This window comes from Rhizobium sp. 862_C5_N1_2, from assembly GCF_051811205.1.
GTDB lineage: Bacteria > Pseudomonadota > Alphaproteobacteria > Rhizobiales > Rhizobiaceae > Rhizobium > Rhizobium leguminosarum.
In genome coordinates this window covers 89008-101829 of record NZ_JBPWPT010000003.1, presented here as the reverse complement: position 1 = coordinate 101829, position 12822 = coordinate 89008, and the positions used below count along the sequence as shown (strand labels likewise).

The 12822-nt window shown below is 61.6% G+C and carries 18 protein-coding genes; 7 read left to right on the top strand and 11 right to left on the bottom strand.

Annotated elements, in window-relative coordinates; genetic code table 11:
• Nucleotides 1-198: 198 nt before the first annotated feature.
• The gene (locus tag ACD590_RS30430) at nucleotides 199-381 is read right to left on the bottom strand and encodes a hypothetical protein (protein WP_131605643.1); all 183 of its coding nucleotides are present in this window, start codon (nucleotides 379-381) and stop codon (nucleotides 199-201) included.
• A gap of 70 nt (nucleotides 382-451) precedes the next feature.
• On the opposite strand from ACD590_RS30430, the gene ACD590_RS30425 reads away from it, so the two are divergent.
• A complete protein-coding gene (locus ACD590_RS30425) occupies nucleotides 452-1093 on the top strand; it encodes an alpha/beta hydrolase family protein (protein ID WP_113541656.1) in 642 nt (213 codons plus the stop codon).
• Between the two features lie 42 nt (nucleotides 1094-1135).
• On the opposite strand, the gene ACD590_RS30420 is transcribed toward ACD590_RS30425, so the two are convergent.
• From ACD590_RS30420 to pcaQ, 4 genes are all read right to left on the bottom strand, one after another.
• Nucleotides 1136-1807 carry an RES family NAD+ phosphorylase gene (locus tag ACD590_RS30420; protein ID WP_131605642.1) on the bottom strand — a complete coding sequence of 224 codons (672 nt, stop codon included), beginning with the start codon at nucleotides 1805-1807 and terminating at the stop codon, nucleotides 1136-1138.
• Entirely contained in the window at nucleotides 1804-2325 is a 522-nt protein-coding gene (locus tag ACD590_RS30415) for an MbcA/ParS/Xre antitoxin family protein (protein ID WP_113541658.1), read from the bottom strand. Before ACD590_RS30415 ends, ACD590_RS30420 begins: the two co-directional genes overlap by 4 nt.
• Nucleotides 2326-2419: 94 nt before the next feature.
• A complete protein-coding gene (locus ACD590_RS30410; protein ID WP_315859426.1) occupies nucleotides 2420-2554 on the bottom strand; it encodes a hypothetical protein in 135 nt (44 codons plus the stop codon).
• Between the two features lie 65 nt (nucleotides 2555-2619).
• Entirely contained in the window at nucleotides 2620-3537 is a 918-nt protein-coding gene (pcaQ, locus tag ACD590_RS30405) for a pca operon transcription factor PcaQ (RefSeq protein WP_439004108.1), read from the bottom strand.
• A 95-nt stretch (nucleotides 3538-3632) separates the two neighbouring features.
• Between pcaQ and pcaD the strand changes: the two genes are divergently transcribed.
• The 5 genes from pcaD to ACD590_RS30380 all read left to right on the top strand — a co-directional run bounded on the left by pcaD (nucleotide 3633) and on the right by ACD590_RS30380 (nucleotide 7392).
• Nucleotides 3633-4442 carry a 3-oxoadipate enol-lactonase gene (gene pcaD, locus ACD590_RS30400; protein WP_131605640.1) on the top strand — a complete coding sequence of 270 codons (810 nt, stop codon included), beginning with the start codon at nucleotides 3633-3635 and terminating at the stop codon, nucleotides 4440-4442.
• Nucleotides 4439-4843 carry a 4-carboxymuconolactone decarboxylase gene (pcaC, locus tag ACD590_RS30395; RefSeq protein WP_113541661.1) on the top strand — a complete coding sequence of 135 codons (405 nt, stop codon included), beginning with the start codon at nucleotides 4439-4441 and terminating at the stop codon, nucleotides 4841-4843. Before pcaD ends, pcaC begins: the two co-directional genes overlap by 4 nt.
• A 9-nt stretch (nucleotides 4844-4852) precedes the next feature.
• Nucleotides 4853-5602, top strand: a complete 750-nt coding sequence (gene pcaH / locus ACD590_RS30390) for a protocatechuate 3,4-dioxygenase subunit beta (RefSeq protein WP_439004107.1) — start codon at nucleotides 4853-4855, stop codon at nucleotides 5600-5602.
• Nucleotides 5603-5604: 2 nt separating this feature from the next.
• On the top strand, nucleotides 5605-6216 hold the full coding sequence (pcaG, locus tag ACD590_RS30385) for a protocatechuate 3,4-dioxygenase subunit alpha (RefSeq protein ID WP_439004106.1): 612 nt from the start codon (nucleotides 5605-5607) through the stop codon (nucleotides 6214-6216).
• A 129-nt stretch (nucleotides 6217-6345) separates the two neighbouring features.
• Nucleotides 6346-7392 (top strand): 3-carboxy-cis,cis-muconate cycloisomerase, encoded by a 1047-nt coding sequence (locus tag ACD590_RS30380; protein WP_439004105.1) that lies wholly within the window; start codon nucleotides 6346-6348, stop codon nucleotides 7390-7392.
• On the opposite strand, the gene ACD590_RS30375 is transcribed toward ACD590_RS30380, so the two are convergent.
• On the bottom strand, nucleotides 7389-7853 hold the full coding sequence (locus ACD590_RS30375; RefSeq protein WP_439004104.1) for a type II toxin-antitoxin system RelE/ParE family toxin: 465 nt from the start codon (nucleotides 7851-7853) through the stop codon (nucleotides 7389-7391). The genes ACD590_RS30380 and ACD590_RS30375 overlap by 4 nt on opposite strands.
• Before the next feature lie 62 nt (nucleotides 7854-7915).
• Between ACD590_RS30375 and ACD590_RS30370 the strand changes: the two genes are divergently transcribed.
• On the top strand, nucleotides 7916-8683 hold the full coding sequence (locus ACD590_RS30370) for an SDR family oxidoreductase (RefSeq protein ID WP_439004103.1): 768 nt from the start codon (nucleotides 7916-7918) through the stop codon (nucleotides 8681-8683).
• Between the two features lie 7 nt (nucleotides 8684-8690).
• Here the strand turns inward: ACD590_RS30370 and ACD590_RS30365 are convergent, their stop codons facing one another.
• The 5 genes from ACD590_RS30365 to ACD590_RS30345 are packed head-to-tail and all read right to left on the bottom strand — an operon-like array spanning nucleotide 8691 to nucleotide 12796.
• Nucleotides 8691-9521, bottom strand: a complete 831-nt coding sequence (locus tag ACD590_RS30365; RefSeq protein WP_113541667.1) for a shikimate dehydrogenase family protein — start codon at nucleotides 9519-9521, stop codon at nucleotides 8691-8693.
• Nucleotides 9522-9525: 4 nt separating this feature from the next.
• The gene (locus ACD590_RS30360) at nucleotides 9526-10599 is read right to left on the bottom strand and encodes a Gfo/Idh/MocA family protein (protein WP_439004102.1); all 1074 of its coding nucleotides are present in this window, start codon (nucleotides 10597-10599) and stop codon (nucleotides 9526-9528) included.
• A 59-nt stretch (nucleotides 10600-10658) separates the two neighbouring features.
• Nucleotides 10659-11423: an amino acid ABC transporter ATP-binding protein gene (locus tag ACD590_RS30355; RefSeq protein ID WP_025397739.1), complete on the bottom strand. Its 765-nt coding sequence runs from the start codon at nucleotides 11421-11423 to the stop codon at nucleotides 10659-10661.
• 52 nt (nucleotides 11424-11475) lie between these two features.
• Nucleotides 11476-12117, bottom strand: a complete 642-nt coding sequence (locus ACD590_RS30350) for an amino acid ABC transporter permease (protein WP_065276490.1) — start codon at nucleotides 12115-12117, stop codon at nucleotides 11476-11478.
• Between the two features lie 10 nt (nucleotides 12118-12127).
• Nucleotides 12128-12796 (bottom strand): amino acid ABC transporter permease, encoded by a 669-nt coding sequence (locus tag ACD590_RS30345; RefSeq protein ID WP_018246292.1) that lies wholly within the window; start codon nucleotides 12794-12796, stop codon nucleotides 12128-12130.
• Nucleotides 12797-12822 lie beyond the last annotated feature (26 nt).

The window sequence follows — 12822 nt, the reverse complement described above, 5'->3', positions numbered from 1 at the left end:
TCCATTTTTCAGGCAGGGCAGGTATATGGACCCTTTCCGCCGGGGTTTCAAGAGGCGGTTCTGCACGACAATTGACCCCAAAACAGGATGATTTTAGGCCGGGTCCGTCCAAAATCTGAATCCTGTTCTAAATTAAAGAGTTAGAGCATGAAGTCGTCCGAAAACCGCTCACACTTTTCGGCATCATGCTCTAGTCGATCAAGAGGCGACCCCGGTGAGCGGATTGACCACAGGTCGTTCGCTTTTGTCCCTGACGCCAGCCGGCTGCACCGCCGGCGGCGCCATCGATTCTGCGTCTGCGGGCTCCGGCTTGTCGGGAACGGCGCCGACATCTTTGGGGCGCCGTTGCGCGGGCTTTACGTTTTGATCATTCGTCGACATTGTCAGTCTCCTTTCCAGCAAGAAGTCACGGCCATCGACATGGTTCCGACGATGGTATGGAGGATTACCGATGCTTGACAGGTTTCTATCGCAGGGGCCTCAGGATGCGCGCTTCACGATCCTTCTGGCGCATGGTGCCGGCGCGCCGATGGATTCGGCATCGATGACAGCAGCGGCAAATGCGCTCGCCGACGCCGGCTTCCGTGTGGCCCGTTTCGAATTCGCCTATATGGCCGCCCGCCGCACCTCGGAAGGCCGCAAGCCGCCGCCGCGGGCCGAAACGCTCAATCCCGAATACGAGGCGGCCATTGCCGAGCTCGGCGCCAGCGGCCCGCTTATCATTGGCGGCAAGTCGATGGGCGGCCGGGTTGCCAGCATGATCGCCGACGATCTTCATCGTCGGGGAAAGATTGCCGGCCTGCTCTGCCTCGGCTATCCCTTCCATCCGCCCGGCCAGCCGGAGAAACTGCGCACCGGCCATCTCACCGGGCTGACGACGCCCGCGCTGATCTGCCAGGGAACACGCGACGAATTCGGCACGCGGGACGAGGTGCCGGGTTACGATCTGTCCGACAGCATGGAGATCCTCTGGCTCCAGGATGGCGACCACGACCTCAAGCCGCGCAAGACGATCTCCGGTTTCTCCAGTGCCGATCACCTCGCCACGATGGCGAAGGCGGCAAAGGCGTGGGCCGAACGATTGCCGGTTTGAGCATCACATTCCCGGCGCCGGCGGGGCCCGCTGCTGCCGTCGTCAGGCAGCAAGCTTCCTGACATAGATGCGCCTCTCGGTGGCGGAAACGGTGATTTCGAGGTGGTCGGCCTGCACCACGTCGCGAATATTGCGCGGGCGGTGGGCGACGATGGCCACTCCGCCTTTCAGCCGGACACTGTCATAGAGGATGCCGGCGCCGCCGCTCGAGCGCACCTCTTCCCCCAGTACTTGCGACGCCGCATAGCTGGTGCCGTCATAGACATGGGGCCGCAGCCTCTCTTCGCCGCGAATGTCGAGGTAATCACCAATCAGGTTGGCCGAATAGCTTCGATAGGTGCGCGCCATCGTCGCGACGCCGCGCGCGAGCGCTTCGCGCCTCAGATGATGGCCAACTTCGGCGGCGGCTGTGCGGAGATCGTCGGCTGCATACCAGGCACCGAGATCAGGGCCGTTGAAGCGCATTCCTCCCGGCGCAACATGCAGGAATGCCGCCATGACAATACTGGCATTGGCAACGCCATAAACCCATTGGTCCTCGGGAAGCCGTTGGATGCGGTCGGCGACGAGCCGGTCGTTGGTCCAGCCGACGAGCTCCATCACGGCTTCGAGATCGGCCACCCTCGTCACCGTCTCAAAAAGTCCGATAGGCGGAAATTGCGAGGGGATCAGCCGGTACGATGGACGCGGCGCCTGGGCAAAACGATCCCTCACCGGAAGACGATGTCCGTATCTTCGTAAGGCGTGAAGGCTTCGTCGAGCATATTTGGCTGCATGTAGAGACCACCGCGCGCGCCATCGAGAAACCGGCGGACGGTCATCAACCCGTCCTGGGTCCCGTTGGTCGCGACATCAAGCGGCGGATGCCCGCTGAAAACGAGCGCCTGATGAGGTGTGCGCAGCCAGGCGACGCCGGCGCGTTCATCCGAAAAAAGCACGCCGAGTGCCTGATGGATACCGAGCACGGCCGAGATGCGGGTCAGCGTATCGACATCGAGCGTGAAAGCGCCGTGCTCGCGCGCCTGTTTGGCCCAATTGTGGTAGGTCGACCTAGAGGGATAACCGAGCACGAGCAGACGCTGCTCTTCCGTCAGCCCCCAGAGATCGGCGATCGCCAGAAAAGTTCGCAAGGCCGGGGCGCTCAGCCTCTTGCGGTTTGCCGGAGCAAACCGCTCGGTTTCCAGCCGCTGTGGCCGCTGGCCTTCTCGTTGCTCCCGTCGCGCATGCTGCATGAAGGCCTCCTGTCTTGAATTAGACATAGTCCAAATCTAGGCATACATCAAGCGAATTTAAAGAGGTGGGTTCAGCCGACCGCCGGTTTGGGCGTCACCATAGTCCAGGCAGCAGCCGGTAGCGGACCTTGCGGCGGTATTCGGCGTAACCCGGCAGGTCTCTTGTCAGATGCTTTTCCTCGTCCAGCAGCCGCGCAGCAATTCCGGCAAAGGCAGGGACGAAGTTCACCGTCGCTTCCGTCGCCCGGCTGCGAGATCCTTCTTCTGATTCTCCATCGGCCAAACTCCGTTACCTCAGGAAACCTCGCCTGCCGCCTCGCGGATCGTCTGCATCAGGATCGATTGCGGCAGCGACGGCACGGCATCGGCGCGCATCGTCAACCCGACCGGCCCCTTGGTCTCGCCAGTATCGATCGGCAGAAGCGCCAGCCGCCCGTCGGCGACATCGTTGGCCACCACGCCGTTGGAAATGATCCAGATCGCATCGCTTGCCCTGAGGAAAGCGCGGCCGAAGGAATCCGACACCGTCTCGATCTGGTTCGGCAGGCTGGAGACGCCGTTGACGATGAGGAAATTTTCGACCACCGGCCGGATGATCGAACCCCGCGTCGGCATCAGCACCGTATAGTTGCCGAAGCCTGAAAACAGCGATTGCCCGCCGTCGAGCAGCGGATGTCCGGCGCGCACGACAAACACCACCTGCTCGGAATAGAGATGTTCAAAGGAAAAGCCCGCCATCTTCTCGGCACCTGCCAGACGTCCGAGGACGATATCGAGATCCCCGACACGAAGCTGTTCCAAGAGCACCGCGTTCTCGCCGGTGACGATCTTGACCCGGCTCCAGGTCTTCTCCTTGAGGAAGAGTTCCATCGCCCGCGGCATGATGCGCGATGACACCGTCGGCAGCGCGCCGATGCGGATCGGCGGCGCCTCGGCGAACTGCTCCTGCGAGACGGAATCGAGACCCTGGCGCAATGCCGTCAGCGCAGCGCCTGCGTGCCGCAGGAAGACCTCGCCGTAGCGGGTGATCTTGATGCCGCGACCGTCGCGCTCGAAAACATCGACACCCAGCACCTGTTCCAGTTCGCGGATCGTCTTGGTGACTGCCGGCTGGCTGACATGCAGCAATTCGGCGGCCTTCATCACGCTCTTCTGCCGCGCCACCTCGACAAAGGTTTGCAGATGGCGGAACTTGACCCGGCTGTCGATCATCGTTCGCATAACTCCAAGGTTATCGAAACGCCAATAAATATCATTTTACTTAACCGGATCAACCAGTCAAATTCGCCATTCAAGAGGAGAGTGACGTGCAATTCGCCCGCATAAACGACGTGACGATCCACTATCAGATCATCGGCGCCCCCGCCGACAGGCCAGTGATCGTCTTTACCAATTCGCTCGGGACGGATTTCCGCATCTGGCGCGATGTCGTGGTGCGGCTTGCCGGTGAATTTGCCATCGTGCTTTACGACATGCGCGGCCACGGCCTTTCCGATGTCGGCCAGCTCCCCTCATCGATCGAGGATCATGCGACGGATCTCGCCGGCCTTCTCGATCTGCTGTCGGTCAAGCATGCCGTCATCTGCGGCCTCTCCGTCGGCGGCCTCATCGCCCAGTCACTCTATCACCGGCGGCCGGACCTGGTCAGCGCCCTCGTCCTCTGCGACACGGCCCACAAGATCGGCACGACGGAGAGCTGGAACGCCCGCATCGCCGCCGTCGAGAAAAACGGCATCGGCAGCATCGTCGATGCCATCATGGAGCGCTGGTTCACGCCCGCCTTCCGCCGGCCCGAGAACACTGCCTATGCCGGCTATTGCAACATGCTGACGCGCCAGCCCGTCGAGGGTTATGTTGCCGCCTGCGCCGCGATCCGCGATGCCGATTTCACCGAAATCGCAAAGACGATTACTGTCCCGACGATCTGTATCGTCGGCGACCAGGATGGCTCGACGCCACCCGATCTCGTGCTTTCGACCGCGAAGCTGATATCCGGCGCTCGCTACGAAGTGATCCGCGATTGTGCGCACATTCCCTGCGTCGAGCAGCCGGAGGCGCTGACGGCGATCATCCGCGCCTTCCTCACATCCATTCCGCCTGGAGAAGTCAGCCCATGAATGAGACCGCGTCCACCTCCGAGCGCTATCGCCAGGGCATGGCGACCCGCCGCGCCGTGCTTGGCGACGCCCATGTGGAGCGCGCCGCCGCTGCATCGACGGAGTTCGACCGCCCCTTCCAGGAACTGATCACTGAAGCCGCCTGGGGCCATGTCTGGTCGCGCCCGGCGCTGACGAAGCGCGAGCGCTCGATCATCACCATCGCTCTGCTCGCGGCGCTTGGCCAGGACGACGAGGTCGCCATGCATGTGCGCGCCACCGCCAATACGGGAGCAACCCGCGAGGATATTTGCGAGGCGCTGCTGCATGTTGCAATCTATGCCGGCGTTCCCGCCGCCAACCACGCGATCAAGATCGCAAAGCAGGCTTTTGAACAGATGGACGCCGAAAAGGCGGGCTGAGGGAGAAAAATGTCCGAACGACCGAACCGCAAGCCGGAGACCGGCGGCTTCTTCGCCCGCGACCGCGCCTGGCATGCGCCAGCGCTGACCCCCGGCTACAAGACCTCCTTGCTGCGTGCGCCGCAGCGCGCGCTGCTGTCGCTCGACGGCACGATTTCCGAGACCACCGGTCCGGTCTTCGGCCATGCGATGATCGGCGAACTCGACAACGACCTGATCCTGAACTACGCGCAGCCCGGCGAGAGCGCCATCGGCGAACGCATCATCGTCCATGGCCGCGTGCTCGACGAGCGCGCCAGGCCGGTTGCAGGCGCCTTGGTCGAGTTCTGGCAGGCCAATGCCGGCGGCCGCTATCGCCACAAGAAGGAAACCTATCTGGCGGCGATCGACCCGAATTTCGGCGGCTGCGGCCGCGCCATCACCGACGAGGACGGCTGCTACTATTTCCGCACTGTCCGTCCCGGCGCCTATCCCTGGCCGAACGGCATCAACGATTGGCGTCCCGCCCATATCCATTTTTCGATCTTCGGGCATGGCTTTGCCCAGCGCTTGATCACCCAGATGTATTTCGAAGGCGATCCGATGATCTGGAAATGTCCGATCGTCGGCACGATCCCCGACAAGGCGGCGATCGAGCAGCTGATCGCGCCGCTCGACTGGGGCAATACCATCCCGATGGATTCACGCGCCTATAAATTCGATATCGTGCTGCGCGGCCGTCGCTCGACGATGTTCGAAAACAGACTGGAGGGCAACTGACCATGCAGCAGCTCGGCTATCTCAAGGAAACACCGTCGCAGACGGCAGGCCCCTATGTCCATATCGGCCTGACGCCGAATTTCTGCGACATCTCGGGCGTCTACGACTCCGATCTCGGCATCGAGATGGTCAACGACAAGACGCTCGGTGAGCGTATCACCGTCACCGGCCGGATCTTCGATGGCGCCGGGGCGCTGGTGCGCGATGCAGTCATCGAGATCTGGCAGGCCGACAGCGCCGGCCTCTACAACAGCCCGTCGGAAATGCGCGGCGCAGCCGATCCCAATTTCACCGGCTGGGGCCGCTGCCCGACCCGTGCTGAGGACGGCGTCTATAGCTTCGAGACCGTCAAGCCCGGCCGCGTTCCCTTCAAGGACGGTCGCAAAATGGCCCCGCACGTCACCTTCTGGATCGTCGCCCGCGGCATCAATATCGGCCTGCACACACGCATGTATTTCCCGGAGGAGACGGAGGCCAACGCCGCCGATCCGCTGCTTTCGCGCATCGAACATCGCGAGCGCGTCGCAACGATGGTCGCCACGCGCGACGGCGCGACCTGTCATTTCGACATCTATCTGCAGGGTCCGAAGGAAACGGTGTTTCTGGATATCTGAGGGCCAGCCGCGCAAGTCGCTTGTTCACAGGGCTCTGCGCAGGTAGCGTCCCCCTCACCCTACCCTCTCCCCGAGGGGAGAGGTGGCGGCAGCCGGATGAGGGGGCCGCCACCACAAACCGAGACGCTCATGACCGCATCGCCCTTCGACCACCCCTTCCTCTCCGGCCTGCTCGGCGACGATGAAATCGCGCCCTATTTCTCCGCCGAGGCGGATATCCGGGCCATGCTTTCCTTCGAGGCCGCGCTCGCCAAGGCCGAAGCCGCTCACGGCCTCATTCCCGCCGAAGCGGCAAGGCGTATCACTGACACCTGCGCTGCCTTCTCACCCGATATGTCCAGTCTTCGATCGGCAACGGCAAGGGACGGTGTCGTCGTTCCCGACCTCGTCAAGCAGCTGCGCGCTGATGTCGGCGAGGAAGCGGCAAAAAGCCTGCATCTCGGCGCCACCAGCCAGGATGTCATTGATACCAGCCTGATGATCCGCCTGAAGGCCGTCGTCTTCCTCTTTGCCGGCCGGCTTTCCACCATTGCCGCAGGGCTCGATGCGCTGGACGGCCAGTTCGGCCGGAACCAGCTGATGGGTCATACCCGCATGCAGGCGGCTATCCCGATCACCGTCCCCGACCGCCTCAATGCCTGGCGCGCACCGTTGACGACCTATCGCGACCGCCTGACCGAGCAGAGTTTTCCCGTCCAGTTCGGTGGTGCGGCCGGCACGCTCGACAAGCTCGGGTCGCAGGCCGCAGCCATCCGTGCCTCTCTCGCCCAGGAACTCGGCCTCACCGACGCACCCCAATGGCAGAGCGGGCGCCTGCCGATCGCCGATATCGCCGGCCTGTTTTCGTCGATATCGGGCAGTCTCGGCAAGATGGGGCAGGATATCGCGCTGCTTGCCCAGGCCGGCGACGAGATTGAAATCTCGGGGGGCGGCACCTCGTCGGCGATGGCACACAAGCAGAACCCCGTTTCCGCCGAGGTCCTCGTCTCGCTCGCCCGCTTCAACGCCACTGTTTTATCGGGCATCCACCAGTCCCTTGTCCACGAACAAGAACGCTCGGGTGCTGCCTGGACGCTCGAATGGCTGCTGCTGCCGCAAATGACGATGGCAACCGCCGCCAGCCTGCGGCTCGCCGGGGAGCTTACGGGGAATATCAAGAGGCTTGGAATGGCCTAGCTCAGAACCTGAAGTCCGTGCTTCTGCACGATCGAGAGCAGCTTCAACGCTGTCCCGCTCGGGCGTTTGGCACCGCTTTCCCACTTCTGCACGGTGGATTCGCTGGTATTGAGATATCGTGCGAAAACCGGCTGGCTGACGTGATTGCTTTCCCGCAGTGCCTTGATCTCTTCAGGATCGAGAACGCCCGGCGAAACGAGGCAACTTTCGTCGAAGGAGCGCATCGTTTCCTTGTCGATTGTTCCTATTTTATGCATAGCCTTCGCGGACGTGTGAATAGCCTCGAACGCATCACTCTTGTACTTAATTCTTTTTGCCACGTTCGATCTCCAGACGCCGCCCAGATCAACTGCCTTGCCTTCCGCGACCTGCCTGATAGCTTTCAATAATACGGAATCCGATATCCGCGCTTTGCGAGCTGCTTTGGTAAACCAGCCGGTTTTGAAAATCCGTTTCGCCATGACTCTGAGTAGCACCCGGTGCTACGTTTTTCAAGTTGACCTCCCAAGATGAGAGCAGCCTCGTGACCTTTCCCCTTTTCGATCTCTCCGGCCGCCGCGCCCTCGTCACCGGCTCCAGTCAGGGCATCGGCCGCGCATTGGCGGTCGGGCTTGCCGAGCATGGCGCTTCGATCATCATCAACGGCCGCAACGCGCAGAAGGCGGAGGCCGCCGCCGAGGATATCCGTCGCAGCCATCGCCATGCCGTCAGCGCCGCCTTCGACGTCACCGATGCAGAGGCCAGCCGCACCGCCATCACCTATATCGAGGCGGAGATCGGCCCGATCGACATCCTCGTCAATAATGCCGGCATGCAGTTTCGCACACCGCTGGAGAACTTCCCCGTCGACAAGTGGGACGAGATCTTCAAGACCAACGTCTCCAGCCTATTCTATGTCAGCCAGCCGGTCGCCCAGGCAATGATCTCACGGGGCCGCGGCAAGATCATCAACATCGCCTCCGTCCAGGCCGAACTCGCCCGTCCCGGCATCGCGCCCTATACCGCCACTAAGGGCGCGGTGAAGAACCTCACGCGCGGTATGGCGACCGACTGGGCGAAATACGGCCTGCAGATCAATGCGATCGCGCCCGGCTATTTCCGCACGCCGCTCAACCAGGCGCTCGTCGATGATCCGAAGTTTTCCGCCTGGCTGGAAAACCGCACGCCTGCCGGCCGCTGGGGCGAGGTCAAGGAGCTTGTCGGCGCCGCCGTTTTCCTGGCCTCGGATGCCTCCTCCTTCGTCAACGGCCACATGCTGACCGTCGATGGCGGCATCACCGCCTCGCTTTGAGTGCACATCATCCGAGCTTGGCGATGGCACGCAGATTGTCGGCCGTCGTCGTCGGGAAGTCGAAGAATTCGAGATAGGCTGGGATCTGTTCGAATAACATGTCGGTCCCAACCTGAAACGCACAGCCGCGCGCTCGCACGGCCTCGAGAAAAGGGGTTATCTCCTTCGTCATCACGACTTCGCCGACGAAGGTCGAAGGCGAGATGCGGTCGATATCGATGGGCAGCGGATCACCCCGTCGCATTCCGAGAGGCGTCGCGTTGACGACAATGTCGAAACCTTCAGGATCGACGGAGCCGACCGTCACTTCAAGATGCGGATAGTATTTCTTCAGCCTGTCGAGCAGCGCGGCCGCGGTCGTCTCGTTGGCGTCGAAGATCGCAAGATGGGCGACGCCCGCCTGTGCCAACGATGCCGCGATCGCCGAACCGACGCCACCGGCACCGGCGATGAGCGCACGGGCTCCTTCGATCTTTTTGCCCTTGCGCAACACTCCTCGAACGAAGCCCTCGCCATCGAACATGTCACCGATCAGCCTGCCGTCCGAAGCGAGACGCACTGCATTGCACGAGCCGGCGACTTTCGCGTTGGTCGACGTTTCGTCGAGAAGCGCCATCGTCGAAATCTTGTGCGGCATCGTGATGAGAGCACCGTGGATATTGGATAGCCGGAACAGAAGCTTCAGAAATGCCGGATAGTCCTCCGGCCTGCAGCCCATCGGCACGACGACGGCATCAATTCCATTCTTCTCGAAGTACGGATTGTAGATCAGCGGGGCCTTGAAGGACTCCGTGGGATAGCCGAGGTGAGCGATGAGTTTGGTCGTCCCGGTGATCATGTGGTCAGACTTTCTGGGGGTCGGAAGAGGCGCTGGCCTTGGAGAGGTGGATCATCTGCCCCCAGCGCGCCGATCTCTTGATCGCTTCGATGACCCTGAGAGTAGCAAGGCCCTCCCGGCCACTCACGAGAGGCGTGGCGTCGCCACGAATGACGTCGCAAAAATGTCTGAGCTGAACGCAAAGGGGATCGGCTGCTGCGTAAGGCACGCGCTCCTGGGCAAGCTCCTCCAGCCAATCGGGCTTCGAAGGGCTCGTCCATAGTGTTAGATCAGGAATTCCGAGCGAACCCTTTGTGCCGCCGATCTGGTAGCAGGATTGGTCATAGTGGGGAAAGGCAGAGTTTTCGCCGGCGGTCGCTTCCCAGCTCCAGGGCGCGGCCACAGCATCGCTGCCGTTGAGGGTGGCAAGCACCCCATTTTCGAAACGCAGCGTGACGACAGCCGTGTCCTCGACGGCGTAGTTCCGCACGGCGTGTGATTCCATCGTTTGGACGGCTTCAACCTCGCCGAAGAGATATCGGAAGAGATCGATATCGTGGATCAGGTTGACGAAGACCGGGCCGGCGCCCGCTTCGCGCCGCCAGGGGATGTCGAAATACTCGTCGGGCTTGGCGACCCAGAAGGTGGCGTGCACCGTGATGATCCGACCGAGCCTTCCGCCATCGACGATCTGTTTGGCCGCCTGGATCATCGGATTGTGGCGCCTGTGATGGCCGACCAGCAGCGGTATGCCTGCCTTCTCGCCGGCTGCAACCAGTGCGGCCGCGGCATCGACATCGACATCGTCGGCGATCGGTTTCTCGATCAGAACAGGGATGCCGGCAGCGACGATCTCCATTCCGTTCTCGACGTGGAGCTGGTTCGGCGTTGCCACGATGACGCCGTCAGGCCTGTCCTCAAGGCGGATGTCTAAGAAGTTCCGGTACCATCGGGCGCCGACAGTCTCGGCAAAGTCACGCCCGGCGTCAGATGGATCGATCACCGCCGAGAGAACTGTTCCGGGCTCGGAGATAATTCGCTCGACGTGGCGCATGCCGATGAGGCCGGCTCCCATGACTGCAATCTCCAGCGGCTTCATTGCCGGCTCCCAGAATCTGCCAGAGGTGTATTTGTCAGACGCATCGACCTTGAGACCCCTTACTTCCGCAGGATTTCTCCGAGGAATTTCCTGGTTCGCTCATGCTGTGGGTTTGTGAAGAACTCGGCGGGCGGGGCTTCCTCGACGATCGCGCCGCTGGCCATGAAGATCACGCGATCGGCGACCTGGCGGGCAAAGCCCATCTCGTGCGTGACGCAGATCATCGTCATGCCCTCATCGGCCAGCGCTATCATGGTATCCAGCACCTCTTTGACCATCTCCGGATCAAGCGCCGACGTCGGCTCATCGAACAGCATCACTTTCGGCCGCATGCAAAGCGCGCGGGCGATGGCCACGCGCTGCTGCTGGCCACCAGAAAGCTGCACCGGGTATTTGTCGGCCTGCTCCAGGATCTTGACCCGCTCGAGCAGGCCGCGTGCCCGTTCCTCGGCCTCCGCCTTACCGACGCCGACAGCTTTCATCGGCGCCAGCATGCAGTTCTGCAGCACGGTCAGATGCGGAAACAGATTGAACTGCTGGAAGACCATGCCGACCTCACGGCGGATCGCATCGATGGTCTTGGCCTGATTACCGAGAAGAATTCCGCCGACGCGGATTTCACCTTTCTCGTAGGTCTCAAGATGGTTGATGCAGCGGATGAGCGTCGACTTCCCACTGCCGGAAGGCCCACACAAGACGATCCTCTCGCCGCTACGAACCGATATGTTGATGTCGTGCAGGGCTTGAAAAGCGCCATACCACTTCTCCACCCGCTCCATGGTGATCATGGTCTCTGCGCCTTGAGCAGGACTGGGACTGGTCATCATATGAACTCCACGTTGGCGGCTGGATCGCATCGAAGAACAGGGATGGGGATCAGCGCGCAGAAACGGCAAACTTTCGTTCGAGGCGCGCGCCAAGAATCGTCAGTGGGCAGCACATCAGGAAATAGAGAATGCCGACGATGCCGAAGACCGTCAGCGGTTGGAAGATCTGGTTGGAGATGATGTTGCCGGCGCGCGTCAGCTCGGTGAAGCCGACGATCGATGCAAGCGAGGTGCCTTTGATCAGCTGCACGAGGAAACCGACCGTGGCAGGCAGCGAGATGCGCAGCGCCTGCGGCAGGATGACATCCTTCATGCGCGACACATATCTGAGGCTGAGAGCCTTTGCCGCTTCCGTCTGGCCGCGCGGAACCGCTTCGATCGATCCGCGCCAGATCTCGCCCAGATATGCGCTGGCATGCAGGGTCAGGCCGATGGCAACGGCCACCCAGGCATCGAGCATCAGCCCCACCAGCGCCAGGCCGTAATAGACGACGAAAAGCTGCATCAGCAGCGGTGTTCCCTGGAAGACGGCGATATAGCCAGCCGTCAGGCGTTCCAGCAGCGGTATGCCCGAGGCACGGGCAAGAGCGATGCCGAGCCCTGAAATACAGCCGCAGACAAAGCCGACAGCGGACAGGACCACGGTCCATTTCAAGCCGATCAGGAGGAAGACGAATTCTTCTTGACCCATGGAATTCCTCCTACTTGACCGGATATTTGAAGTAGCGCGCCGAAAACAACGCGAAGATGCGCATCATCAGCCAGGAGATCACGAAATAGAAAATCGTGACCGTGAAGTAGACCTCGAAGCTGCGGAAGCTCTCCGACTCGATGCGCTGCGAAACGGAAGTCAGTTCGTAGGCCGAAATCGCCGATGCAATGCTGGTGGTCAGCGTCAGGAGGACGAACTGGCTGGTCAGGGACGGATAGATCGCCCGCAATGCCGGCTTGAGAATGATCAGCCGGAAAACCTGAGCCTTGTGCAGACCAAGCGCCAGACCCGCTTCCATCTGTCCCTTCGGGATCGACTGAACGCCACCGCGAATGATCTCGATGGCATAGGCACCCCCGTTGATGCCGAGCGCGATAATCGCCGTCGGCGTCGGATCCAGCCTGATGCCGGTGAGCGGAAGCGCAAAATAGATGAAGAAGATCTGGACCAGAAAAGGCGTGTTGCGGATCAATTCGACGAAGGCGATGACCAGCCATCGCGCCGGCTTGAGAGCAGAGTCGCGCAGCGCAACGCCGCCAATTCCGATGATGATCGCCAGCAGCATCCCACAAATGGCAAGCAAGAATGTCCCGAGGCAGCCAAGCAGAAGGCTCGGCAGGCCATCTATGACCGGGGTGAAATCCAACTTATAGTTCATGGCGATCCTTCGGTCCGTCTTCCTGA